Raw genomic sequence first — 25,951 nt, forward strand, 5'->3', positions numbered from 1 at the left:
TTAGTAGACTTTATTAATCAGCGGTAGGCTCTATGGCACGAATATGCTTACGCACTGAAATATAACTTCCTGATAAACCGAGTATAACGGCAAATAATATCAGTGTCATCGCTTCTGAAAAGCTTAAACCACTAATAATAAAGTTACTCTGATATAAGTGGGTTAATTCAGAGAGAGCCCCAGATAAATATTTAGCGAGCAGAGCCACACATAACCAAGAGACCACCCCCCCCAAAATACCATACCAAAGGCCCGCATATAAAAAAGGACGCTGAATAAAGCTATCCGTCGCGCCGACAAGTTTCATCACAGCAATCGCATCTTTTTGATTTAAAATAGCCAAGCGTATAGTGTTGCCAATAATGAGCACCACAGACAAACACAGTAATGCACCGATACCTACCACGATATCTTCAATAAGTTTAGCAATAGCTTCTAATCGAGAAAGCCATTCGAGGTCTAATTTTCCTTGCTGAACCTCTCGTTCTTTTTCTAGCTTCAATAATAACTCTCCAGCCGCCTGTGTTTGACTAGCACGCGTTGTTGGGGTCACTAAGAGTGTTGCTGGCAAGGGATTTTTATCTAAATATTCTAGCGCCTGTCCAAAACCAGATAAGGTTTTAAACTCTTGTAAAGCCTGCTCTGCCGAGATGTAAGTAACTTTGGCAACCTCAGGATAAAGTTCAATTCGATGAACTAAGTTTTGTGCCGCTTTGTCAGTCACTGACAATTTCAAAAACAAACTGATTTCTGAGGCGGTATCCCACTGTTCACTGATGGCTTTAGCATTTTTGACAAATAAATGTAACGTAGCCGGTAAGGTTAAACTGATACCTAAAACCAAAACCGTCATTATTGAGGTGAAAGGAGTACGCCATAAATCGCCTAAACTACCTACGGCTTGTTGAACATGTCGAATTAATCTATCTGTTATTTTTGCTGCAAAATTTAATTTCTGCGAAGGTTGGCCAAAACGGGTAGGTTTATTCATTGTTTTCATGCCTAACTTGTAAACCTTCAACGATACCATCGGTGATCATTGAACCTTGCTTAAGCGTCAGCGTTCTATATTTCATTCTAGCAATTAGCCCCAGATCATGCGTAGCTATGAGTACGGTAACGCCAAAATCATTAAATTCTTCAAACAAGCGAATAATATCTAAGGAAAGCTTAGGATCTAAGTTTCCGGTTGGCTCATCAGCAAGCAAGATTAATGGTTTATTCACTAATGCTCTAGCAATGCCAACTCGCTGCTGCTCTCCACCTGACAACATATTAGGAAAACAACGTAATTTATCGCTCAAGTGGACTTTATCTAGCGCTGCTTCCACGCGTTTTCGCGTTTCCTTGTGGCTATACCCTTCAATGACTAAAGGCAATGCAACATTATCGAAAATAGTTCTGTCCATTAATAGATTATGGTTTTGAAAAATCATTCCTATTTTTCGGCGAGCATAAGGAATATCTTTATACTTTATATTTGATATTTCATTACCGTTAATTTGGATTTTACCACTGGTCGGCTTTTCCATTAAGCTCATTAGCTTTAAGAGTGTACTTTTCCCCGCTCCTGAATGTCCGGTTAAAAATGCCATTTCCCCCGCAGCCAATTCAAAACTAACATTTTTAAGTGCTAGAAAGCCACCAGGATAGGTTTTACTGACATTGTTAAAGTGGATCATAAAATGGCCATACTCTTATTTTTGTTGTTCTTCACATAGTGTAGTCGGGCATCAAAACTATACCGTAAATCTTAGCTATCTTGGGTGAATAATGCATCAATAAAATCTTCACCGTTAAACGGACGTAAATCATCAATGCCTTCACCAACACCTAAATAGCGGATAGGAATCGCATTTTTATCGGCAATAGCAAACACAACACCACCTTTAGCCGTACCATCAAGCTTGGTTAATGTTAGTCCCGTCAAACCCACCGCTTCATTAAATAATTTTGTTTGGCTTAACGCATTCTGTCCAGTACCTGCATCTAAAGTTAACATCACTTCATGAGGTGCTTTATCATCAATCTTTTTCATAACACGGACAACTTTTTTCAATTCATCCATTAAGTGACTTTTGTTCTGCAGCCGGCCAGCTGTATCAGCAATGAGTACATCAACACCACGGGCTTTTGCGGCACTAATCGCATCAAAAATAACAGAAGCACTGTCTGCGCCAGTATGCTGGGCAATAACAGGAATATCGTTGCGCTCGCCCCACACTTGTAATTGCTCAACCGCCGCTGCTCTAAACGTGTCACCGGCCGCTAGCATGACCGATTTACCTTCAGCTTGAAATTTTTTCGCTAATTTACCAATAGTGGTGGTTTTTCCAACCCCATTAACACCGACCATTAAGATAACAAAAGGACCTGAATCATTATTAATCTCTAACGGCACACTTGCTGGCTCAATAATTTTCTTTAACTCTTCTTTGAGTAAATCATACAAAGCTTCAGCATTTTTAAGCTGTTTACGTGATGCACTTTCTGTAAGTGATTTAATAATTTTTGTGGTCGTTTCAATACCCACATCAGCTAACAGTAAATGTGTTTCAAGTTCTTCAAATAACTCGTCATCAATTTTTTTGCCACTGAATAAAGTAAATATTCCCCCACCAATATTTTGGCGTGTTTTAGTCAGTCCTTGCTTTAATCGAGCAAAGAAACCAGCCTTAGCTGCTGGCTCTGGCTCTGGCTCTGGCTCTGCAAGAATATTGTCGACAACAATGTCATCGATTACAAGGCTTTCACCTTGAATTTCTTCAACATTCTCTGCGATTTTTTCTTCAGAAACATCAGATGTTTCTACTGATGTTTCAACGACATCTGTAACTTCTTCAACAGCTTCTTCTTGCTGACGTCCCAAACCTAACCAGGAAAATAGACCTTTTTTCTTTGACATAACAATAAATTCTTCTCTGCACCATCATTTTGATGGCAATAGTTCACTAAACAAGGATAAAATCCTCGCTATAGTAGCACCTAAAAACAATACAAAAAACAAAAGCTGAGTAAGATATGAACAAACAACGTAAACAATCAGCAAAACCTAACAATAAAGGCAGTATTCGTATTATTGGCGGATCACACCGTGGCCGAAAGCTGCCTGTTTTAATGGCAGAAGGTTTAAGACCCACCACAGATAGGGTAAAAGAAACCGTCTTTAATTGGTTAATGCCTTTTATTCAAGACAGTCTCTGTTTAGATTGCTTTGCTGGCTCTGGTGGTTTGGGTTTTGAGGCATTATCACGAGGGGCAAGCCATGTTAGTTTCGTAGAATTAAACAAAGCGGCAGCTCAGCAATTACTTGAAAACCAACGTTTACTGAAATCAGCTAATATCTCGATAGTAAATAGTGATGCGCTGAGTTTCATTGAAAAAAATATCAGCAAATTTGATATTGTCTTTATTGATCCGCCTTTTCGCAAAAATTTAGTGGAGCAAACGGCCAAACGATTAGACCAACATAGTTTGGCTGACAACGCATTGATTTATATAGAAATGGAAAGTGAACAGAATAACCAACAGCTGCCCATGAACTGGACACTATTAAAAGAAAAAATAGCCGGACAAGTCGCTTATCGTTTATATCAAAAAATGTAACCTTCGTTTATCGCTGGGAGTTAACCTTAAACGCCCCCAGCTTAACATTATCAATAAAACGCTTACTGCTTAGGTTTAAGCTTTAAGTCATGAAAATCAAAGCTAAAATCGGTTGCGCGCGACACAGCTTGCATTGTTACCTCGTTAATTGAACCATCCGGATTCAGATTAAAATTAACAAAAGCATCGGCTTCCAAGGTTCTATCATCCCAGCGCACAATAAAAGTATTATGTTGATAATGCTCTAATACACCGCGCAATGCGGGTGTATGACCAAACTGCATGCTTAAAGCATTATTTGCATAGTTAATCGCAATATCACCGTACCAATTATCTTGATAGGTTTGTGCATAAGCTTTTAAAGGTAAAGAATGACGTGAATTTTTATCAACATTACTGGCGGCTTCTGCTAAACGATTTTTTTCTGCACTTTTTCGTTGCTCACTCATCGTCACATAGAAATCCACCCAGTCTTTTTCAGGCAAGTCTAAATATTCATTTAATATTTGATGATAAATCGCATTAAAAGCATATCCCGATTGCTGATTGGTTAAAATAACCATCGCTAAGTTTTCTTCTGGAACTAAAACAACTTTAGAGACCATACCTAGAATGCCACCACTGTGATGAACTAACTTTACACCGTGATAATCATTTAAAAACCAACCTAGACCATAACCAGAAAAATGGGTTTTATCATTTTTTGTCGCGGTAGCTGATACCGGTAATATTGTTCGCATTTGCCACATGTTGTGGCTTTGACGTTCACTAAAAAGTTTTTTGTTATCACCGTAAACGCCTTCGTTTAACTGCGCTTTGAGCCATAAAGACATATCATTAACACTTGAGGCAACAGATCCCGCTGAAGAAAACTGCTCTAAGAAGTTACCACCAACCACATTTAGCTTGCCATCTAACGGAACATGAGCACGAGCAACATTTTTGTTGTCTGTTGAAATCAGTGAAAACTTTGCTTTAGTATTCTTCATCCCTAACGGCTTAAAAATAGTTTCTTTAATATTTTCTTGCCAAGTTTTACCGGTAACTTTTGCGATGATCTCACCGGCAATAACATACATTAAATTGTCGTAAGCGAACTCACTGCGAAAACTTGAAACCTCGGGTAAATGCTTTAAGCCTTTAATAATATCTTTATTGGTTAACGTTGTACCTGGCCAAATCATCAGGTCGCCTGCACCTAGGCCTAAACCACTGTTGTGTGATAATAAATCGAGTAGGGTAAACTCGCGAGTCACGTAAGCGTTTGGCATTTGAAATTCAGGGAGTATATCAATAACCTTTGTTTGCCATGTCAATTTCCCTTGATCCACCAAATTGGCTAATAACGCTGTGGTCATCGCCTTAGTGTTAGAGGCAATACCAAAAAGAGTATCGCCATTAACCTTATTATTTTTACCATATTCAGTTAAACCGAAACCTTTACTCATCACCACTTTATTATCTTTAATAATAGCAACAGCAACACCAGGCACTTGAAAAGTATTCATTGCCTTATTAATCGATTTTTCGATATTTTGATTTTTTTGTTCAAGCGTATTTGCAGGATTACCAAAAGCTAAAGAGGCAAATAGATAGGCTACCGTCATCAAAATAGTGTGGAATAATTTCATCTTTTATCCTAATTGTTTAGTTATTCTAATAAGTAGATTGTGCATCCTAAGTAATTTCAATACCTAAATTGGATAATCCTTCTTCAAGAACCATCGCTTTAATTTTAATACAGGTTTCTTTATTTTCAGGAGAATCTTTTAGTGCGTAGTAGAGCTCATTTTGCGTATCAAACTCCCACTCCATTAATGGGTGTTGTTCAATTTCTTTAGTCGTAATGTCACTGTCGTCATTAGCGTCTCTTTGATCAGCGATCATCAGTTCAACATAATAAGTTACGCTATTCTCTGATAATCGTGAGACAATTTCAGCGCCTTCTACCTCTTTATCTTGCATCGCCTGTAAAAGTGACATTGTTGCCATAGTTGCATCAATGGCTGGAAATACCCCAAAAAAATCAAAACCTTCTGGATCGGGTATTTGTGGCTCCAGTTTATTTATTTGTGCTTCATAATTTATTTTACAACGATTATTTTTATCAAGCCACTGCCAGATAAGCTCTAATTGATTACGTAATACTGAAAATTCACCAAAATCTGCATGTTCAGAAAAAACTTTATAATTGGGGATCATTCGCTCTAATAATGCAGCAGAAAAAGCGATCTGTTGCCATTGACTTAAATGGGAAAAAGGAAGTTGAATAGCCACTGTACTCTCCATGGAAAAGTTTAAAAAATGAGTATATCCCAAAATATAACATTACGTTTATTTAGATATAAAAAAAGAGCCATAAGGCTCTTCTCTTTAAAACCGTTAAGCAATTACGCTTCAGCGGTTTCTTTAGCAAATTGTATTTGAATAGCCGTTACTTTTTGCTCACTATCAGATAGATTGCGTAATTGAGCTAAACGATTAATTTGACCAATCGATCCTAACATCGCATGAATCGGAATAAATAGACCTCGTTTATGGAAATCTAAAACTTTAGCTTCGCTAAGTTCCTGAAGTTTTTTCTCATTAATGCCAAATAAACCAACCAGTTTTTTATTTTCGCCGGTACTGAAATTAATATGCAATTCTAATTCTCGCAATAAATCATTTTCAGCTAATTCAACCATGAATCGTTCAGTCATCGTTTCATTTTCATATAAACGGCCTAATGATTCTTGAACGTTTTTATAAAAATCGGTAACCAAACCTTCAGCGTCAAACAAGGCATTATCTTTATCATCGCCTACATAAGCACTGTCTAAATCGATATAAGTCGTTAACGTTTTTTCTTTATCTGGGTCTATACCTAAACCAAACGGCATCATAGATGCACCGTGTGGTAAGTAAGTACCAGTCCAACGTTCATCTTTATAGTATAAGTTTTCGCCAGCTTCTAGTCCTAGCATAACGATACTGCGGAAGCTTGAGCCCTCAGGCTGTTTAACTAAGAAGATAGGAAAGCTGTTAGCGGCTTTGGTATATTCTGCTGCGGTAATTGGAGCAATGTGTTGCTTCTCAATATGTTCTAAGCCACGTTTAGTAGTAACTTTTAAATTCTGGTGTTGATCTTTTCTTACTGGAACGACGTTAGCCATAATAATATTCTTCTCTTTAATGCATGCGCTTTTCATTTAAAAATTTTAGCGCTTATATAATGTTATAAATAGTTATGGTGCCAATAGGGAGAGCTTTCAATGGTATATAAAAAAAAATGTTCTTTTTATTTAAATATTAAATCACTTTTCACTCTACACAATAAGTCAGCTATACTTTTGTAAAGAATATCAAATAGCTAATACTTCCTTATTATCTAAAGAAAATAATGTAAATTTAATGAAAAACTTACTCATCACCCTATTTTTTACTGTATTAATATTGTTATTAACAAATATCGTCCATGCGAAGCCAAAAACAAAAACTATTTATGGCCGTAATTTGGACGGATTTGCACAGGTTAAAATAAAAAACAACACGACTGAAAACCTTGCCTGTTATGTTGCAATCGACGGGTACAAAATTAAATTTCGATTACAGGCACTTCGTGAATCGAAATGGTACACCGCCACAGATAAACGTTTTCAATACCGTAGCTTTAGTTCTTGGTGCGACTACTTAACTTTATATCCCGAATATTTAAAATATCAAACTTTCTAATTTTTGATAGATGCAGATAATAAAATATATAAATCCCACTTAAATATAGCAAAAATTAGCGCTAAAAAACTAGCGCTAATAGTCAACTATTGGCTAAGCTTGAGCATTTAGCGAGCTCTGTAAAGCTTAATAAGGGCATTCGTTGAGCCATCCATATCTAGCGTTTCACTGGGGTCAGTTATTTTTGTTAGTACTTTATTACCCAGCGATTTGCCTAATTCAACCCCCCATTGATCAAAAGAGTTCACTTTCCAAATAACCCCCTGCACAAACACTTTATGCTCATACATAGCAATTAAACTGCCAAGCACCTTAGGTGTTAACTTTTCAAATAAAAGCGTGTTACTGGGTTTATTACCCTCCATAACTTTATGTGTAGACAGCTTTTGAATCTCTGATACATCACAGTTCGCTTTTTTCATTGCCGCTTTCACTTCTTCGAGACTTTGCCCCGCCATTAAGGCCTGACTTTGACCAAAACAGTTAGACGCCAGCATGTCATGATGATTCCCCATCTCGTGAAAGGGGAATAACGGCATCAAAAAATCAACAGGAATAGGGGTTTTGCTTTGATGAATAAGTTGATGAAACGAGTGCTGACCGTTGGTCCCTTCGCTTCCCCAAATGATCGGCCCAGTATCATAAGACATCGATTTATTATCAAGTGAAATAGATTTTCCGTTACTCTCCATATCCAACTGTTGGATATAAGCCGGTAAACCCCGTAAATAATGGTAATAAGGTAATAAAACCTGTGATTGCGCGCCATGAAAATTTCGGTACCAAATACCTAATAACGCCAAAATAACCGGGAGGTTTTTTTCAAGTGGCGCCTGGGTGAAATGTTCATCCATTTCAAACGCACCTTGTAAAAAGTCACGGTAATGCTCAAAACCTATCGCTAAAGCTAAGGGTAAACCAATCGCAGACCAGACCGAATAACGTCCTCCCACCCAATCCCACATCGGAAAAATATTATCTTTATCTATACCTAATTCTTGCGCGGCCTCAACATTAGACGACACACAGGCAAAGTGATGTTTAACGTTTTCGGTGGTGGCAGTAGCAACAAACCAATCACGTGCTGTTAGGGTATTACGCAGTGTTTCTTGGGTAGTTAATGTTTTAGATGACGTAATAAAGAGCGTCGTTTCAGGATTGACTTTAGCAAGCACATCATGAATGTGACAACCGTCAACGTTCGCAATAAAATGGACGTTTAACTGACTTTGTTGATAAGGCTTTAGTGCCTCTGACATTATTTTAGGCCCAAGAAAAGACCCACCAATGCCAATACTAATAACATCCGTAAATGCTTTGCCGGTATAGCCTACTTTTTTACCTGATGAAATATCATTAACAAAAACTTCTAACTTAGCCAGCGTTGACTGTATTTGTGGCATCACATCGACACCATCAACATAGACAGCGTTCCCTGAAAAGTTACGTAACGCGGTATGTAATACCGGACGATTTTCAGTGGTATTAATCGCTGAGCCATTAAACATCTGAGCACGCTTATCAACTAAACCGGATGACTGTGCCAGATTCATGAGTAAGTGCATGGTTTCATCAGTAACACGGTTTTTCGAATAATCGAGCATTATTCCCGCGCCAGAAAGTGAAAAATTATTAAAACGTTCCGTATCTTGCGTAAATAAATCGCGCATTTGTACCGGTACGTTTTTATTATAATGATTGACGAGTGACTTCCACTCAGGGGTGCTTGGTAACATACCCGTTATATCCTAATTTAAAGAGGAGACTGACTACAAAGTCACATGATAGCGCAACCTTTAGCTATCGGTCATATTTATACGAAAAAATCATTACAAGTGATTAGGGCGTTGGCTTTAAATACCCTAAACATGCATCAACTTCTTCCGTTGAGCCCATAATCACCGCAACACGTTGATGAATATGCGATGGTATGATTGTTAAGATACGCTCGTGTTCAGTAAAAGCTTTACCCTGAGCATTTTCAACCAGCATGGCTAAGGGATTGGCTTCATACAACAAACGTAATTTAGCCGGTTGCTGAGCATTTTTAGTATCGCTGGGGTAGCAAAAAATACCACCACGAGACAAAACACGATGAACATCACCCACCATTGCGCCATTCCAACGCATGTTATATTTTTTAGCGCGTGGGCCTTCATTGCCTAACAGTAAAGCATTAATGTAATCGGTAAAGCCCGATGACCACTGAGTAAAGTTTGACATATTAACCGCAAACTCTGCTGTCTGTGTCGGTATTTCCAGTTGTGCGGTGGTCAGTAAGTAGCAGCCTTGTGTTCTATCTAAGGTATATAAACGCGACGGACCGCCCGTGGTCAACGCCAGCATGGTCGAGGGACCATATAACACATAGCCCGCACATACTTGCTCGGTTCCTTGTTGAGCAAATTGTAATTCGCTGGTTGCCGGAACGTCGTCTTTGGCGCGATAGATGGTAAATATCGTGCCTATTTGACCATTAATATCAATATTAGAAGAGCCATCAAGTGGGTCAAAGGCGACAATATAAGGGGCACCTTCGGTTGCCGCAACCACCGAGTCTTCCTCTTCAGACGCAATGGTTCTAACGCGACCACTCTCTAACAACATATCTTTAAGTAACTGATTACTGATGATGTCTAATTTTTTTTGCGTTTCACCCTGAATATTCTCATCTAAGGTAGAGCCCAGCACATTTGACAATGCGCCTTGTCCCACTCTAAAAGAAATTTCTTTGCAGGCTGTTAAAATGGTATCAATTAACAGAATAAGTTCAATATCAACCTTATCGTTTTCTAAACAGTGAACTAAGCGTTTCATAAGTCTCCCTTATACCGATTAAGGCAATTAAGTTCTTTAAATGAAAGGATTAAACGCTCAGCCATCGACAGTTCGACTTTACGTAACCAGACACGTGGGTCGTAATATTTTTTGTTAGGACTATCGTCACCCGTAGGGTTACCTATTTGGCTTTGCAGATAAGCTTTATTGTCTTGATAATAGTCAGCAACCCCTTTCCAGCTTGCCCACTGTGTGTCGGTATCTATATTCATTTTGATGACACCATAACCAATAGCTTCAGTGATTTCTGCTGGTGCAGACCCTGATCCACCGTGAAAAACAAAGTTCAGCGCGTTATGTCCCAAACCATATTTTTCGGCGACAAAGGCTTGAGAGTTTTTCAATATCTTAGGCGTTAATTGCACATTACCAGGCTTATAAACGCCATGCACATTACCAAAAGAAGCCGCAATGGTGAATGAATCACTGACACGACTTAAGTGCTCATAAGCATAAGCAACATCTTCGGGTTGGGTATAAAGTAATGAAGCATCAAGGCCAGTATTATCGACACCGTCTTCTTCGCCGCCTGTACAGCCGAGCTCAATTTCTAAGGTCATACCGATTGCTGTCATGCGTTTAAGATAACGAGCACAAACATCAATATTTTCGACTAATGTTTGCTCAGATAAATCAATCATATGCGAGCTAAATAATGGTTCACCCGTTGTTTTAAAATGTGCCTCACTGTGCGCTAATAAGCCATCAATCCAAGATAAGAGCTTTTTAGAAGCATGGTCGGTATTAATGATGACAGGAATATCATAAAACTTAGCCACGGCTTTAATATATTTTGCCGCGATAACACCGCCTTCAATGGCGGCATCCATAGGTGAAAGTTTATGCCCTTTACCAATAAAAAAAGCCGCACCCGAATATGATAATTGAATAATAATAGGTGAGTTTATTTCACTGGCCGCTTCGAGTGCTGCATTAATAGAGTTAGTACCAATGACATTAACCGCAGGGTAAGCAAACTTATTTTTTTTAGCATAATCAAAAAGCACGCTAACATCTTCACCGAAGACAAAACCACTTTTGACTAGATCTGATAAACTCTTCATATTAATTAATTCCTTGGGCAGTTAAACAAGCAGCTGTGATCTTAGACCATTGCCCCGATTCTACCCAGTTAGCATCAGCAATCCAAGTGCCACCGACAGCAAATACATTGGTTAATGCTAAATATTCATCTTGATTACTCTGCTTAATTCCGCCAGTTGGGCAAAAAGATATATCTTTAAAAACTGATCCCATAGTTTTTAAAAACGGAGCACCTCCAGATAATGAAGCAGGAAATAATTTGAGCTCGTTATAGCCAAATTCCTTTGCTAAAAGTATATCTGCCGTATTAGATACTCCAGGAAGTACAGGGACCGTACATTTAGCTAAAACAGTCAGTAATTGACTTGATACTGCTGGCGTAATAATAAAATCACTACCCGCGTCGAGTGCTTGCTTTAAAACATTAGCGTCAAGCACCGTACCAGCACCTACTTTTAATTCGGGTAGTTCTTGCTTAATGGCTTTTATAATATCAAGTGATGCTGGCGTTCTCAGTACCACTTCAACTAAACCGATACCTGCGGCGGCCATAGCTTTAGCAATATTAAGTCCTTGTTCAACATTGTCTGCTTGAATTATAGGTAGCAGAGTCTGCTGACGTGGGTAAATTTATCGATAAACAGGTTCTCCAATTATCAGAGATGAAATTATCGATATTGAGTATGTATAACCCTAAAAATATACTACGGCATTAACACTTTATTTTACAAATTCACTGATTATAAATTTAGTTAAATATCTTGAAAAGTTTTTTTTGTGCGCCAAAGGGAAGTTAGCTATCGACGGTTATTTAGGTCAACTGATAGCCAAAAGCGGTCATTACGTTTTTGTTAATCCTTGATCATATTCAGAGTAAGTTTACCTAAAATTTACTGCTTGTTTGTGGGGCAAGTTTAAGCAATATAGCCAGTCGCATTTCGTTTCTGAACGCTAATTTTATGCACGAAGAGTAAGTGAGTAAAAAATGGACTAGACTAGGTTTATAAAATGAAACTTTACCTATGGTCGAGATTATAACAATTATGATGACTTTTAAATGAAAGCGCACGGAGCAAGGATGTATCAAAACAAGTTACATTATTTAAAAGATAAAATTTTAAAGCTAATAGGTCGCACTGACTCCTCCGCAAAAAAAGAAAGTCTTATCTTAGCTAGAGAACAAGCAGAAGCCGCCAAATTTGCCTTAGAGCAACATTCAGTTGTATCAATAGCAGATATAGACGGTAACATTCTCTATGTGAACGATAAATTTGTAGAAATCAGTGGTTATCAAGAAAGTGAGCTTATTGGTAAAAAGCATAGCATACTTAATTCGAATAACCAGCCTAAAACCTATTGGCTAGATATGCATCAAACAGTATTAGCAGGTAAAGTTTGGCATGATGAAGTACGTAATAGAGCAAAGAACGGCGACTACTATTGGGTGGATACTACGATAGTACCCAACTTCGATAGCAACAAAGAAGTCAAAGGCTTCACCTCAATCCACACAGATATTACTCAACAAAAACAAAATATAGAAAGTCTTGCCATAGCCAAGGAACAAGCTAAATCCGCAACAGAAGCAAAAACACAATTTTTAGCGACTATGAGCCATGAAATTCGGACACCAATGAATGGTGTGATAGGTATGACGAATCTCTTACTTGATACTTCGTTAAATAAAGAACAGTACAATTTTGCCAAAACGGTAAAATATAGTGCCGAATCACTGTTAACTATCATTAATGACATTCTTGATTTTTCTAAAGTTGAAGCTGGTATGTTAGAGCTTGAACCCCTTGAATTTGATTTAGAATTATTGATGCATGATGTTGGCAGCAGTATTGCTTTTCAAGCTCAGAATAAGGATGTAGAACTGATTTGTCCCGCTAATATTATGCCAAGTCAGTCTTTCATTGCTGATCCTGGACGCATCCGACAAATACTCAACAACCTTATTGGTAATGCTATTAAATTTACCGAAGAAGGAGAGGTATCAGTATATTGTAAAGTACAAGAGCAGACTGATCAGCATACAAGAATCCTCTTTGAAATTACGGATACTGGTATTGGTCTTACTGATGAACAACAAAGCAAGCTTTTTGAGCGTTTTAGTCAAGCAGACAGCTCTACTACTCGTAAATACGGAGGCACAGGGCTAGGGCTATCTATAAGCAAGCAGTTAGTCGAAATGATGGACGGTGAGGTAGGTATCAAAAGTGTTGAAGGTAAAGGTTCAACGTTTTGGTTTACACTAAATCTTGCTAATACCAACACTGTGAGGCCAAAGAAAGGTTTTGACAACTTGCGGGAGCAAAAAATACTTATTGTTGATGATAATTTAACAAACAGGGTTTTGTTAGGACAACTGCTGACTAAATGGCAAGTTGAACATACCTTGGTAGATAGCGGTAAGAGAGCGTTAGAAAAATTAACTGAAGAAAGTTCAAAGGGGAAACCTTACCATATCGCTATTCTAGATATGCAAATGCCTCAAATGGATGGTTTGCAGCTCGGTACTAAAATAAAAAATGATAATCACCTTTTTAAAAATACTCGTTTAGTGATGCTAACATCGCAAGGGCAACGAGGAGACGCTCATAAATCAAAGGTCGCTGGCTTTAATGGGTATCTTAATAAACCTATCGACCAAACTATTCTCTACAATACTTTACTTAAAGTAGCAGAATTTAACGTACCAGAACAACCGTTGATCACAGCCTATAGCTCTCGCGAACTTCCTCAGTTTACCGCAAGAGTTCTTGTAGTAGAGGACAATGCGATTAATCAGAAAGTAGCCCAAGGCTTATTGAAAAAATTTGGTGTGCAAGTTGAATTAGCTGCTAATGGAGAAGAAGCGTTAAATTCTTTAGAAAATCTCCCTTTTGATTTGGTATTTATGGATTGTCAAATGCCAGTAATGGATGGTTATGAAGCGACTCAACAAATTCGACATACAGAATCGAAGGTACGTAATCAAGATATACCAATAGTCGCCATGACAGCAAATTCAATGGAAGGCGATCGAGAGAAGTGTCTAGCGGTTGGAATGAATGATTTTATCTCTAAGCCAGTAAACCCTAGTAAGGTGCAAGAAGTATTAAAGCGCTGGCTACCGAAGTAATATTCTAATTCATATTGATTTTTGAAAAGGTGATGACCGCTGTGGTGGATTTGTTGACTATCAAGATGAAGGTAGTTCAACGTCTATGGACACTAAAAGCAGCTCAATAGTCTATTGACGTTAACATCCGCTTTCGTAACTTTGTTAATATTAAGCTATTAATAATTAGGGACTTCTTTAATTAGCCAATTGCGGACATTAAGCCTTTGCAAAATCAGATGATATTCAGCGCACTATTAGCCAGGGCTTTTTTTCTCATTTGTGGGGCTGATTTAAGCTCAAAGCCGACAGTGGAGTTCAAATTCACTCACAACGGATGATATATCAAATCAACTATTACAAGTCAGTTAGTAGGTGGTGAAAAGGTACTGAAAATACTGGTCTATAGCGGTGTTACTGTGTTGAAATACAACAATTAGCACTACTTGCTTTTAATTAATTACACTACTGAAATGGTTGTTTTAGCTAGCTTAAATCTGATTTTTAAAATGTTTATATTTTATTTAGGGTGAAATTCAATCACCTAAAGGTGTTTTTATACTGGAACTAATATTAATTACATTTTGTTAAAATTAGATAATTAATTCAACTGGTTGATGAGGTTTTTTGTGTCAGATTATTTTACAGTGTTATTTGATTTAAAATTATATAAATTATCATTGTATTGAAATTGTTGTATATTTTAAGTTTGGTATGTTTTGTGCATTCTCAGTAGCATATGTGATGACGTTTCACTTATAACTGCTACCCCCTAAAACGGTTACAAAGGAATATCAAATGAAGTTTAAAATATTTAATATAGTGATTGTTGGTTTGTTTTTAGCTACTAGCTCTTTTGTAAATGCGGGAATAATCACCCACGGCTATCTGACCACTGACACCGAGACAAATTATATAACAGACACCAATTCTGGACGAATGTACACACGCCTAGATGCTTTTAACCTTAACATTGCAGATACTCATATGTTGATGACAAGTGGTGCTGCTTTTGATGGTTGGTCCATAGTCACTGCGGATGTAATTGACGAGTTTTACAATGCGGTGCTTGGGGTTGCAAGTTCTCCGTGTGATGGTAATCTATTGTACGGAACAGTGTGCGGTACAATTACCGGGTGGAATAGTCTGGATTTCGGATTTGGTTACAGTTCTGGTTACACGCATTTTACTTACGACAACGGTATAATAGGTCGAGTCGGATTGGTAGGTATAGGTTCTAACGGTGTGATCCATGATTACTACAATTGGACAAGCCAGGCAGTGTGGCAAAATAATTGGGGACCAAACACTTCGAACCCTATCAATTATATGTTATATAAAGATGGTACTGTAGTACCAGAACCATCTACACTTGCTATTTTTGCATTAGGAATGATTGGTTTAGCATCACGTCGATTTAAGAAACAATCTTAATAATTTAATATTGTTTGATTCTAGAAAACACTGGTCGTTATGGACAGTGTTTTTTTGTATCTGGTGATTGGTAAGTTAGGTTGTTTCATCACCAAACTATCACCATAGGATTAAGTATCCTTTGCTAATCATGATAAATAAAGGCTTCTGGCTTATATCAGTAAACAATTAGCACTACTTGAGCACAATTATTCGTTTCAACCCCAAAATTATTCCTACCGAATGTCGGCAATGGTGGCTCAGGAGTCAGTCATGGTGATGTTCAATCGAGTTGGATGATGCTATGACAGCTATGACTCCTGCAAGCTCAAAGCGGTCATAGCGCTATCTTTAAAACTATCAATAAAACTTACTTCATAGTCATAGTTTCCGAACAATCGAGTAATCCTCGGTTGTTGCACAAGATGCTAAAACGTTGAGACACCCAATTTTGCAACAAGCTGTTGCGAAATTGAATAAAGGGTAAGTTTGAGCGGGAAGCGGATCTTTGATTGGATAGCTGTACAGGTCATAACAAACCATAGATAGACAAATCAATTCATCGTGTAATCGACCTAAAGACACAATCGATTGAGATATGTGTTAGCGTTAAACGGTTGGACTCTTCGTTTAGCAAATGCTTTAAGTCATTTATGAAAGTAATCGGCTTTAGCCTAATTAAATCAACGTCATTTTTTCAACAGTGAAGCAATGAATAATACTTATTGCTTCACTGTTGTTTGTAGATGGACTGAGGAAATCAAAAAATGTCTGAGTATGCTGATATAATCATCAATGCGACGCCCCCCCCCTTAATTACACTAGATAAAAATTTAAGGATAGTCACTGCAAACGATTCTTTTTATACGTTTTTTAAAGTCAAGTCTGAAAATGCCATCGGATACCTCATATACGAGTTAGACAATAAACAATGGGATATTCCTGCACTGCGAGAACTATTAGAAACAATTTTACCCCAGAAAACCAGTTTTAATAGCTACCTAGTTGAGCACAATTTTGCCAATATAGGTCGGCGAATCATGCTGATAAATGCCCAACAGATTGAAGAAGATGAAGATAGAGAACTGATTATTTTATTGTCCATGGAGGACGTCACCGAGCGAGTAGATGAATTAGTCACCGCCAACGAAGAGAAAGACAAGCTAGAAGATGATTTAGTCATCGCCAACGAAGAGAAAGACAATCTAGAAGATGATTTAGTCATCGCCAACAAAGAGAAAAACAAGCTAGAAGATGATTTAGTCTTCGCCAACAAAGAAAAAGAGAGGCGAGCAGATGAATTAGTCATTGCTAACGAAGAGAAAGAGCATCTACTACAAAAGATAAGACGTGCAGCCAGTGTTTTTACCCAGACTCAAGAGAGCATCATGATAACCGATGCAACTGCGACTATTACTGAAGTCAACGATACATTCAGCCGCATCACTGGTTACGATCCTAAAGATGTACTGGGAGAAAATTCAAGCATCCTCCAATCTGGATGCGAATCGCCGGAGTTTTTTATCGAAATGTGGGATACGCTGCAAACACAGGGGCATTGGCGTGGCGAGATATGGAACCGTCGTAAAAATGGTCAAATATTTCCCGCAATGCTATCCATTAGTGCTATAAAAAATGCTGATGGCCTTACGCAACACTACGTTTCATTATCCACTGACATTTCATCCATAAAGGCGTACCAAAGGCAATTGGAACGAAGTACTCATTACGATTTACTAACCAATCTGCCTAACCGCGTATTAGTGACAGACCGCATTACACAAGCTATGGTGCAATGCCAACGTGGTAGTAGGTCATTAGCCGTTGCGTTTATGGACTTAGATGGCTTTAAAGATGTCAATGACAAGTATGGACATAATATGGGGGACGGGTTGCTCATTGCAGTGTCACAAAAGATGCAAGCGGCTTTACGTGAAGATGACACGCTCGCACGTATTGGCGGTGATGAATTTATCGCAGTAATGATTGATTTAGAAAAGCCTGAAGATAGTGTGCCAGTATTAGAATGTCTACTAAAGGCCGCTGCTAATCCTGTTACCGTGGGCGATGTCGTCATGCAAGTTTCAGTAAGTATTGGTGTCGCCTTTTATCCGCAAGACGGTGTGGAAGCAGACTCACTCATACGTCGCGCCGACCAAGCCATGTATGTTGCCAAGCAAGTAGGTAAAAACCGTTATCACCTGTTTGATACTGCAAAAGATAATTTAATTAATACGCAACGAAAAAGTATCGACGATGTTCGTACAGCTATGGCAAGTAACGAGTTTGTGCTGCACTATCAACCCAAGGTGAATATGCAGACTGGGGAAGTAATAGGAGTAGAAGCGTTAATCCGCTGGCAGCATTTAGTACGTGGTTTAGTCCCACCTTTAGACTTTTTACCTATAATAGAAGGTCATGCCATAAGTCTAGAGCTGGGTGAATGGGTCATAGACACTGCATTGAGCCAAATAATCCAATGGCGAAGCATGGGAATAAATCTACCAATCAGTGTCAACATTAGTGCCTATCAATTACAACAAAGTAACTTCACAACTCGCTTAGCTGCATTGCTAGCGCTCCATCCTGAAGTAGCCCCCAACTATTTAGAATTAGAAATACTCGAAACTAGTGCCTTAAATGATATCAGTCAAGTGTCTGCGACAATGAATGCATGCAATGAGCTTGGCGTACACTTTGCTTTAGATGACTTCGGCACGGGCTATTCGTCACTTACCTATCTCAGACACCTGCCAGCGCACTTAATTAAAATAGACCAAACCTTTGTACGGGAGATGTTAGAAAATGCTGATGATTCCACGATTGTTGAAGCCGTAATAGGATTAGCTAATGCATTCCGGCGTGACGTGATTGCTGAGGGCGTAGAAACTATTCCTCATGGATTAGCATTATTAAAACTTGGTTGTCAGTTGGCGCAGGGTTATGGCATTGCTCGACCCATGCCTGCCGTTGATATTCCCAAATGGGTATCTAACTGGAAAGCGGATGATTCTTGGCAGATATGATGTATTAAGACTGATATTTGACTTAATTTCATGCTAACGGGGTGTTTAAAACTTAGTTGCTATTTAAAATATAAAATTTCGTTTCACATCAAGAGTGAAGTTGCTCTTGAAGACAACACATTGTTCGAACACGGCAGAATAAAAATCATAGACTTCTCATTCACTCACTAAAAGGCGCTTAATGTCGGATAACACTAAAGTTGAAAACTTTCTATAACTGAAATAACCGACTCGTTGGCAATCGAAAGCTATTTACCTGCGGGGTCGATGGAGTTTCATTTTTGGATCTGAAACAGTCAATTACACTAGGACCAGCGAACGGCGGCAATGGTGGCATTGTTGACTGTCAAGATGAAGGTAGCTCAACGTTTAATTAACACTAAGAATAGCTCAGAAAACTATTGATATTAACGTCTGCTAACGTATCTTTGCTGACTGTTTTAAGGTCGATCCTTCATTCATAAAAACGTCCGCAATGTGGCATTAGTGATCATATAGAATGTTAATATCACTTGATGATTGGCAATCTCAAACATTGTGCGCAGTCACATATTCTCATTCTCGGTCAGATTAACCAATAGATTCACCACGACTATTCAATGAGGGCTAAAGTATTTCATTTGAAGTAATTACTTTACTAAATTAGATAAAATACTCTATAGATGAACCTACAACTAATAAAAAAGCGACTACTCATAAGAATAACCGCTTCCAGTTTCGTTATTTATTTTTAGTTTCGATCTTAAAATAGTTTCATACTTTATTTCGAATTTCGTACTTTATTTTTTGTTTCGTACTCTATTTAACTCGTACACTTTCATTTAAGACTTATTATTCTACTCAACGGTAACTGATTTTGCTAAGTTACGAGGTTGATCAACATCTGTGCCTTTAATTATTGCGACATAATATGAAAGCAATTGCAGTGGTAACGTATAAACAATGGGTGCGATTAAATCGTCACATACCGGCACATTAATAACTTTCATCGTATCATCACTGGCAAAATTTGCTTCACTGTCAGCGAACACATACATTAAGCCACCGCGCGCGCGGACTTCTTCAACATTTGATTTAAGCTTTTCAATTAAATCATTTTTAGGCGCAACAACTATTACAGGCATATCAGCATCGATTAACGCTAATGGTCCATGTTTTAATTCACCAGCGGCGTATGCTTCAGCGTGGATATAAGAGATTTCTTTTAACTTTAAAGCCCCTTCCATAGCGATAGGATATTGGTCGCCACGACCTAAAAACAAAGCGTTGTGTTTGTCAGCAAAGTCTTCCGCTAAATCTTCGATAGAACTTGCTAATGCTAAGACTTCTTCTAGTTTACTGGGTAAAGCCATTAATGAACTGGCGATTTCATTTTGAACCGCTTCACTCATACCGTGATGTTTACCTATAGCCCAAGTCATCATTAACAAGCCGACTAACTGTGTGGTAAATGCTTTGGTAGAAGCAACGCCAATTTCTGCACCGGCTTTGGTCATGAAAGCGAGATCAGATTCACGCACTAAAGATGAACCAGCTACGTTACAAATAACTAAGCTAGCTTTATAGCCAAGCTCTTTTGCTAAGCGAAGTGCCGCTAAAGTATCTGCTGTTTCACCCGACTGAGAGATAGTTACAATTAAGGCATTTTTAGGAACATGAGACTTTCGGTATCTAAACTCACTGGCAATCTCTATATTACAAGAAACACCTGCTAGCGACTCTAACCAATACCGTGCCACCATACCTGAATGGTAGCTAGTACCACAGGCAATAATCTGTACGTGTTCGATACCCTTAAATATTTCATCAGCGCCTTCACCAAAAGTATTCATATCGAGCACATTACCAGACAAGCGCCCCTCTAAAGTATTGCGGATAGCCGTAGGTTGTTCGTAAGTTTCTTTTAGCATGTAGTGACGGTATTCACCTTTATCACCACTGTCTTGACTGATATCTTGTTCTTTTGCTTCACGCTTTACGGGTACGCCGTTAGTATCAAATACGTTAACTTCAAAACGAGTAACTTCAGCAACATCACCTTCTTCAAGAAAAGCAAACTTTCGGGTGACCGGTAATAGCGCCATCATATCAGAGGCTATAAAGTTTTCACCTACGCCATAACCTATCACTAAAGGGCTGCCAGAGCGTGCAACAACTACACGACTCTTATCGGTAGTATCAAGTACAACGGTGCCATAGGCGCCATCAAGCTGCTTAACTGTTTTTTGTACCGCTTCAAGTAAGGTCGCGGATGTTTTTAATTCAAGATGAACTAAATGAGCAATAACTTCAGTATCTGTTTCTGAAACAAATTCGTAGCCCATGCCCTGCAAACGTATTCTTAAACTTTGATGATTTTCGATGATACCATTATGAACAACAGCGATATTTTCACTAGATACATGTGGGTGAGCATTCACTTCACTTGGCGCACCATGAGTAGCCCAGCGCGTATGAGCAATACCTGTTCCACCTGATAAAGGGGTTGTTATTAAAGCGTCTGCTAACTCTTGTACTTTGCCTAAGCGTCGTACTCTGTTTAATTGGTTGTTATTATCGATAATAGCAACACCGGCTGAGTCATATCCACGGTATTCTAGGCGTTTTAACCCTTCAACTAATATATCTGCTACATCACGTTGTGCTACAGCACCTACGATCCCACACATAGTTTTTTCCTTTTATTTTGCAATGAGTAATTTAACGTCTTGTTCTAAGAGTTTGGCTTTGAGTTCATCAGACAGATCTGCATCAGTGATCAGTATGTCTATATTTTGCCAAGGAATTTCAACGTTAGGTATTTTACGATTAATTTTTTCAGATTCAACAAGTACAATAACTTCTCGAGAGACGTCGGCCATCACTCGGCTAAGCCCTAAAAGCTCATTAAAAGTAGTCGTGCCACGCTCTATATCGATACCATCGGCACCAATAAAAAGTTGGTCAAAATCATAAGATCTCAAGACACTTTCCGCTACTTGACCTTGAAAAGACTCAGAATGTGTATCCCAAGTGCCTCCGGTCATCAATAATGTCGGTTCATTTTCAAGCGCATGCAAATCAGAAGCTATAGCTAAAGAGTTGGTCATTACGATTAAACCTTGTTTGCTATTAAGCTCTTTCACTAAGGCCGAAGTCGTACTACCGCTGTCGATAATGATGCGGTTATGATCACGAATAAGTGTCGCCGCTTTACTGGCTATTGAAACCTTTCGTTTCGAAACTTTATCAGACTTATGCTCAATAATATCTCTAGGCAAAGGCACAGCTCCACCGTAGCGTCTGAGCAATAATCCGCTATTTTCTAGCGCAGCTAAATCTTTTCTGATGGTTACTTCTGAAGTAACGAATTTTTTTGCAAGACTATCGACACTTACTTCTCCGTGCTCATTAAGCTCAGAGATAATACTGTGGCGACGCTGCTGGGTGTTTCTTTTTGACATGCGATTAAGTTTATCTTTTGTTTCGTCACTTATCTTACATAATAAGTTTCGTTTAGTAACTTAAGCTATTAGAACAAAAGTATGCTTTTATGGCAATAAATATTTATTTGACTGATATTAATCCTAATTTATATCAGTGAACATAAAAAAGAGGCGCATATTGCGCCTCTTTCATTTTAAATATCAATTAACCTAGCTTTTTTTGGTCGGTCTTTGCCAGCCGGCTATATTTCTTTGTTTACCTCTAGCAACAGCTAGTTCATTGGCTGGTACATCTTTAGCAATAACAGAGCCCGCACCTATGGTAGCATTAGCACCAATAGTAACCGGGGCTACTAACGAACTATTTGAACCGACGAAAGCACCGTCGTCTATAATGGTTTTAAACTTATTAACGCCATCATAGTTACAAGTGATGGTTCCAGCACCAATATTAACATTTTGACCAATAATCGTATCGCCCAAATAAGTTAAGTGTCCCACTTTACTCCCAGCTCCTAAGGTTGTTTTTTTCATTTCAACAAAATTACCAACATGAGAATCTTTATTCATTACAGAGCCGGGGCGCAGTCGAGCAAATGGTCCGACAGAACAGTCTTTACCAACAACGGCGTCTTCGATAATACTATTTGCTTTAACTATGCTATTTTCGCCGATTGTACAATTTTTTAAAATACAATTGGCACCGATTTGCACACCATTCGCTAAAGAAACATCACCTTCAAAAATACAGTTAATGTCGATATGCACTTCTTCTCCAATGACTACGTTTCCACGAATATCGATGCGATTAGGATCACGTAGGCTTGCCCCCGCTATCATTAACGCTTCGGCTTCACGTAGTTGGAAAGCTCGTTCTAATGAAGCAAGTTGCACTCGATTATTGGCACCTTCAACTTCAATCTCGGTATCGGGATGAGCAGTAGCAATAGTTTTACCTTCATGATGACATGCGGCAATAATATCAGTTAAGTAATATTCACCTTGGGCATTGTCACTTGACAAATTTGCTAACCAACGTTTTAAATCTCCACCATTTGCTAATAAAATGCCGGTATTAGCTTCGGTAATTAATAACTGTTCGGCCGAAGCATCTTTTTGCTCTATGATGCCAACCACTGCATTATCTTTACGCATAATACGACCGTAGCCAGTAGGATCAGCTAAATTTACCGTTAGTAATCCCATACCATGGTCTGGTTTAACCGCTAATAATTTTTCTAATGTACTAACTTTGGTCAGTGGTACATCACCATAAAGCACTAAAACATTTTCATTATCTTTAATGAAAGGTGATGCCATATCTACGGCATGTCCGGTACCTAGTTGTTCTTTTTGTTCAATAAAGGTTAAATCATCATTTGCACTACTATTCGCTATTGTCGCTTTTAATACTTCACCACCAAAGCCATAGACAATATAGATATTATCGGCGTTTAATTGGCGGGCAGCATTAATGACATGGCTAACCATAGGTTTGTCAGCAATTGCGTGAAGTACTTTAGGGAGTGATGAACGCATGCGAGTACCTTTACCCGCGGCAAGAATGACAACTGAAAGAGACATAGTATATCCGTTATTTATGTTTTTGATGGTAATAACAAATATTGTAACCTTGTTTTAACAGATAAACTATAGCCATGTCGCGCTATAAGTGTCTGATATATTTTTACATCACCAAGATTAATTGTTTAACAAGGTTCAGTAAATTTAACCGAGTGACTTTGTGGTAAGACTTAATTAGCCACTATATTAAAGACAAAAAAAAGCGATATATACCTTAAGTAAATATCGCTTTTCTGTCACTAAAACTTAGTGCTTTGTCTGTAAAGTTAGACTTTTTTATTAGACGCTTGTATTACACGTAATTGCGCAGTTACTCGCGCTAATTCAGCCGCAACTTCAGCAAAACCAACATCTCCGCCATGGGCGTTCATGTGTTTTTCTGCACGTTGCTTAGCTTCTAATACTTCTTTTTCATCCAAATCGTCTGCACGTATCGCTATATCAGCTAACACGGTTACGTTATTTGGTTGAACTTCTAACATGCCGCCAGAAAGATATATAACATCTACTGAGCCACCATATTTAACAATACGAGCCATACCAGGTTTTAGCGAGGTCAATAAAGGTGCGTGACCAGGCATAATACCTAGTTCACCTTCTGAACCTGTGATCTGTAATGATTCAATACGTCCAGAGAATAGATTCTCTTCTGCACTTACTACATTTAGATTTACCGTCATTGCTGACATTTTGACCTCCTAAAGTAGGCGGTTAGATAGTCAATAAGTCGATGACTTACGTTAACCTAACACGCCCAAGCAAATTACATGTTTTTAGCTTTTTCAACTGCTTCTTCGATAGAACCAACCATATAAAAAGCTTGCTCAGGTAAATCATCGTATTCACCTGCAAGTAAGCCTTTAAAACCACTGATAGTGTTTTTAAGTGACACATACTTACCAGGAGAACCGGTGAATACTTCAGCAACAAAGAACGGTTGAGATAAAAAGCGTTGAATCTTACGTGCACGATTCACAGCTAATTTGTCTTCTTCAGATAATTCATCCATACCTAAGATGGCGATAATATCTTTAAGTTCTTTGTAACGTTGTAATGTTGATTGAACACCACGGGCAGTTTCATAATGCTCAGCGCCAACAACTAATGGATCAAGTTGACGAGAAGTAGAATCTAGTGGGTCAATTGCAGGGTAAATACCTTGCGAAGCGATATCACGACTCAATACAACCGTTGCATCTAAGTGAGCAAAAGTAGTAGCTGGAGAGGGATCAGTCAAATCATCTGCTGGTACGTATACCGCTTGGATTGAAGTGATTGAACCTTTCTTAGTTGATGTAATACGCTCTTGAAGTACACCCATTTCTTCAGCAAGTGTTGGTTGATAACCAACCGCTGATGGCATACGACCAAGAAGTGCAGATACTTCAGTACCGGCTAATGTATAACGGTAAATGTTATCAACAAAGAATAATACGTCACGACCTTCGTCACGGAATTTCTCTGCCATTGTTAAACCTGTAAAGGCAACACGTAAACGGTTTCCTGGAGGCTCGTTCATTTGACCGTAAACAAGTGATACTTTATCAAGTACATTTGAATCGTTCATTTCATGATAGAAATCGTTACCTTCACGAGTACGCTCACCTACACCAGCAAATACTGAGTAGCCGCTATGCTCAATCGCGATGTTACGAATAAGTTCCATCATGTTAACGGTTTTACCAACACCAGCACCACCGAACAAACCAACTTTACCACCCTTAGCGAATGGACAAACTAAATCGATTACTTTGATACCAGTTTCAAGTAGCTCATTTGACATCGCTTGGTCAGCATATGCTGGCGCTTGGCGGTGAATTGACCACTTTTCTTCTTCGCCGATTGGGCCAGCTTCATCGATAGGCTCACCCAATACGTTCATGATGCGACCCAAAGTTGCAGTACCTACTGGAACTTGGATGTTATCACCTGTGTTTTCTACATTCAGACCACGACGTAAACCGTCAGATGAACCCATGGCGATAGTACGAACTACGCCACCACCAAGTTGCTGTTGTACTTCAAGTACTAAGCCACTAAGGTTACCTTCAGTTATTTTTAACGCGTCATATACCTGAGGTACAGCATTTTGTGGAAATTCTACATCCACAACTGCGCCAATGATTTGGACGACTTTACCTGTACTCATGTTTAATCCTCTAATCTTGTGCTCTTATTTACTAATAAAATAAACA

At 38.6% G+C, this 25,951-nt stretch carries 19 protein-coding genes and 1 pseudogene; 5 read left to right on the forward strand and 15 right to left on the reverse strand.

Annotated elements, in window-relative coordinates; translation table 11 throughout:
- Positions 1-13: 13 nt before the first annotated feature.
- From ftsX to ftsY, 3 genes and pseudogenes are all read right to left on the reverse strand, one after another.
- Positions 14-1,000, reverse strand: coding sequence for a permease-like cell division protein FtsX (ftsX, locus tag H4J57_RS13675; RefSeq protein ID WP_404842489.1), 987 nt, complete (start codon positions 998-1,000; stop codon positions 14-16).
- Entirely contained in the window at positions 984-1,682 is a 699-nt protein-coding gene (gene ftsE / locus H4J57_RS13680; RefSeq protein ID WP_182217164.1) for a cell division ATP-binding protein FtsE, read from the reverse strand. Before ftsE ends, ftsX begins: the two co-directional genes overlap by 17 nt.
- Before the next feature lie 71 nt (positions 1,683-1,753).
- A pseudogene (gene ftsY, locus H4J57_RS13685) lies at positions 1,754-2,680 on the reverse strand (signal recognition particle-docking protein FtsY); the annotation flags it as partial.
- A gap of 341 nt (positions 2,681-3,021) precedes the next feature.
- Here ftsY and rsmD point away from each other — a divergent pair.
- Positions 3,022-3,606 carry a 16S rRNA (guanine(966)-N(2))-methyltransferase RsmD gene (rsmD, locus tag H4J57_RS13690; protein ID WP_070375326.1) on the forward strand — a complete coding sequence of 195 codons (585 nt, stop codon included), beginning with the start codon at positions 3,022-3,024 and terminating at the stop codon, positions 3,604-3,606.
- A 62-nt stretch (positions 3,607-3,668) separates the two neighbouring features.
- Here rsmD and H4J57_RS13695 read toward each other — a convergent pair whose 3' ends face one another.
- From H4J57_RS13695 to H4J57_RS13705, 3 genes are all read right to left on the reverse strand, one after another.
- Positions 3,669-5,237 carry a serine hydrolase gene (locus H4J57_RS13695; RefSeq protein ID WP_182243321.1) on the reverse strand — a complete coding sequence of 523 codons (1,569 nt, stop codon included), beginning with the start codon at positions 5,235-5,237 and terminating at the stop codon, positions 3,669-3,671.
- A gap of 46 nt (positions 5,238-5,283) precedes the next feature.
- Positions 5,284-5,883, reverse strand: a complete 600-nt coding sequence (locus tag H4J57_RS13700; protein WP_182217821.1) for a YjaG family protein — start codon at positions 5,881-5,883, stop codon at positions 5,284-5,286.
- Positions 5,884-5,996: 113 nt separating this feature from the next.
- Positions 5,997-6,761 carry a SapC family protein gene (locus H4J57_RS13705; RefSeq protein WP_182217822.1) on the reverse strand — a complete coding sequence of 255 codons (765 nt, stop codon included), beginning with the start codon at positions 6,759-6,761 and terminating at the stop codon, positions 5,997-5,999.
- A gap of 238 nt (positions 6,762-6,999) precedes the next feature.
- Between H4J57_RS13705 and H4J57_RS13710 the strand changes: the two genes are divergently transcribed.
- Entirely contained in the window at positions 7,000-7,320 is a 321-nt protein-coding gene (locus tag H4J57_RS13710) for a hypothetical protein (RefSeq protein WP_182243323.1), read from the forward strand.
- A 107-nt stretch (positions 7,321-7,427) separates the two neighbouring features.
- On the opposite strand, the gene pgi is transcribed toward H4J57_RS13710, so the two are convergent.
- The 4 genes from pgi to eda form a co-directional block, all read right to left on the reverse strand.
- Positions 7,428-9,056, reverse strand: coding sequence for a glucose-6-phosphate isomerase (gene pgi, locus H4J57_RS13715; RefSeq protein ID WP_182243324.1), 1,629 nt, complete (start codon positions 9,054-9,056; stop codon positions 7,428-7,430).
- 103 nt (positions 9,057-9,159) lie between these two features.
- Positions 9,160-10,137 carry a class 1 fructose-bisphosphatase gene (locus H4J57_RS13720; protein WP_182243326.1) on the reverse strand — a complete coding sequence of 326 codons (978 nt, stop codon included), beginning with the start codon at positions 10,135-10,137 and terminating at the stop codon, positions 9,160-9,162.
- Positions 10,134-11,222, reverse strand: coding sequence for a class II fructose-bisphosphate aldolase (gene fbaA / locus H4J57_RS13725; protein ID WP_182243328.1), 1,089 nt, complete (start codon positions 11,220-11,222; stop codon positions 10,134-10,136). The genes H4J57_RS13720 and fbaA overlap by 4 nt, the downstream gene beginning before the upstream one ends.
- Before the next feature lies 1 nt (position 11,223).
- Entirely contained in the window at positions 11,224-11,832 is a 609-nt protein-coding gene (gene eda, locus H4J57_RS13730) for a bifunctional 4-hydroxy-2-oxoglutarate aldolase/2-dehydro-3-deoxy-phosphogluconate aldolase (RefSeq protein WP_182243361.1), read from the reverse strand.
- 448 nt (positions 11,833-12,280) lie between these two features.
- On the opposite strand from eda, the gene H4J57_RS13735 reads away from it, so the two are divergent.
- From H4J57_RS13735 to H4J57_RS13745, 3 genes are all read left to right on the forward strand, one after another.
- Positions 12,281-14,329 carry a PAS domain-containing hybrid sensor histidine kinase/response regulator gene (locus H4J57_RS13735; RefSeq protein ID WP_182243330.1) on the forward strand — a complete coding sequence of 683 codons (2,049 nt, stop codon included), beginning with the start codon at positions 12,281-12,283 and terminating at the stop codon, positions 14,327-14,329.
- A gap of 777 nt (positions 14,330-15,106) precedes the next feature.
- Complete coding sequence (locus H4J57_RS20125) at positions 15,107-15,742, forward strand: PEP-CTERM sorting domain-containing protein (RefSeq protein WP_259366468.1); 636 nt, start codon at positions 15,107-15,109, stop codon at positions 15,740-15,742.
- Positions 15,743-16,488: 746 nt separating this feature from the next.
- A complete protein-coding gene (locus tag H4J57_RS13745; RefSeq protein ID WP_182243332.1) occupies positions 16,489-18,747 on the forward strand; it encodes an EAL domain-containing protein in 2,259 nt (752 codons plus the stop codon).
- 836 nt (positions 18,748-19,583) lie between these two features.
- Here the strand turns inward: H4J57_RS13745 and glmS are convergent.
- From glmS to atpD, 5 genes are all read right to left on the reverse strand, one after another.
- A complete protein-coding gene (gene glmS, locus H4J57_RS13750) occupies positions 19,584-21,416 on the reverse strand; it encodes a glutamine--fructose-6-phosphate transaminase (isomerizing) (protein ID WP_182217843.1) in 1,833 nt (610 codons plus the stop codon).
- 12 nt (positions 21,417-21,428) lie between these two features.
- On the reverse strand, positions 21,429-22,190 hold the full coding sequence (locus H4J57_RS13755) for a DeoR/GlpR family DNA-binding transcription regulator (protein ID WP_182217845.1): 762 nt from the start codon (positions 22,188-22,190) through the stop codon (positions 21,429-21,431).
- A 192-nt stretch (positions 22,191-22,382) separates the two neighbouring features.
- Positions 22,383-23,756: a bifunctional UDP-N-acetylglucosamine diphosphorylase/glucosamine-1-phosphate N-acetyltransferase GlmU gene (gene glmU / locus H4J57_RS13760; RefSeq protein ID WP_182243334.1), complete on the reverse strand. Its 1,374-nt coding sequence runs from the start codon at positions 23,754-23,756 to the stop codon at positions 22,383-22,385.
- Positions 23,757-24,022: 266 nt separating this feature from the next.
- Positions 24,023-24,445, reverse strand: a complete 423-nt coding sequence (locus H4J57_RS13765; RefSeq protein WP_070375313.1) for a F0F1 ATP synthase subunit epsilon — start codon at positions 24,443-24,445, stop codon at positions 24,023-24,025.
- A 74-nt stretch (positions 24,446-24,519) separates the two neighbouring features.
- Positions 24,520-25,905 (reverse strand): F0F1 ATP synthase subunit beta, encoded by a 1,386-nt coding sequence (atpD, locus tag H4J57_RS13770; RefSeq protein ID WP_182217848.1) that lies wholly within the window; start codon positions 25,903-25,905, stop codon positions 24,520-24,522.
- Between the last annotated feature and the right edge of the window lie 46 nt (positions 25,906-25,951).

The sequence above is a fragment of the Colwellia sp. BRX8-7 genome (assembly GCF_014077275.1).
Taxonomy (GTDB): Bacteria; Pseudomonadota; Gammaproteobacteria; order Enterobacterales; family Alteromonadaceae; genus Colwellia_A.

Excerpts from the sequence above, each read along its gene's own strand:
- rsmD (WP_070375326.1), top strand. The coding sequence starts at position 3,022 with ATGAACAAACAACGTAAACAATCAGCAAAACCTAACAATAAAGGCAGT.
- H4J57_RS13705 (WP_182217822.1), bottom strand. The coding sequence starts at position 6,761 with ATGGCTAACGTCGTTCCAGTAAGAAAAGATCAACACCAGAATTTAAAA.
- H4J57_RS13695 (WP_182243321.1), bottom strand. The coding sequence starts at position 5,237 with ATGAAATTATTCCACACTATTTTGATGACGGTAGCCTATCTATTTGCC.
- H4J57_RS13710 (WP_182243323.1), top strand. The coding sequence starts at position 7,000 with ATGAAAAACTTACTCATCACCCTATTTTTTACTGTATTAATATTGTTA.
- atpD (WP_182217848.1), bottom strand. The coding sequence starts at position 25,905 with ATGAGTACAGGTAAAGTCGTCCAAATCATTGGCGCAGTTGTGGATGTA.
- ftsX (WP_404842489.1), bottom strand. The coding sequence starts at position 1,000 with ATGAAAACAATGAATAAACCTACCCGTTTTGGCCAACCTTCGCAGAAA.
- H4J57_RS13755 (WP_182217845.1), bottom strand. The coding sequence starts at position 22,190 with ATGTCAAAAAGAAACACCCAGCAGCGTCGCCACAGTATTATCTCTGAG.
- H4J57_RS13720 (WP_182243326.1), bottom strand. The coding sequence starts at position 10,137 with ATGAAACGCTTAGTTCACTGTTTAGAAAACGATAAGGTTGATATTGAA.
- fbaA (WP_182243328.1), bottom strand. The coding sequence starts at position 11,222 with ATGAAGAGTTTATCAGATCTAGTCAAAAGTGGTTTTGTCTTCGGTGAA.
- H4J57_RS20125 (WP_259366468.1), top strand. The coding sequence starts at position 15,107 with ATGAAGTTTAAAATATTTAATATAGTGATTGTTGGTTTGTTTTTAGCT.
- H4J57_RS13745 (WP_182243332.1), top strand. The coding sequence starts at position 16,489 with ATGTCTGAGTATGCTGATATAATCATCAATGCGACGCCCCCCCCCTTA.
- ftsE (WP_182217164.1), bottom strand. The coding sequence starts at position 1,682 with ATGATCCACTTTAACAATGTCAGTAAAACCTATCCTGGTGGCTTTCTA.
- H4J57_RS13735 (WP_182243330.1), top strand. The coding sequence starts at position 12,281 with ATGTATCAAAACAAGTTACATTATTTAAAAGATAAAATTTTAAAGCTA.
- H4J57_RS13765 (WP_070375313.1), bottom strand. The coding sequence starts at position 24,445 with ATGTCAGCAATGACGGTAAATCTAAATGTAGTAAGTGCAGAAGAGAAT.
- pgi (WP_182243324.1), bottom strand. The coding sequence starts at position 9,056 with ATGTTACCAAGCACCCCTGAGTGGAAGTCACTCGTCAATCATTATAAT.
- glmU (WP_182243334.1), bottom strand. The coding sequence starts at position 23,756 with ATGTCTCTTTCAGTTGTCATTCTTGCCGCGGGTAAAGGTACTCGCATG.
- glmS (WP_182217843.1), bottom strand. The coding sequence starts at position 21,416 with ATGTGTGGGATCGTAGGTGCTGTAGCACAACGTGATGTAGCAGATATA.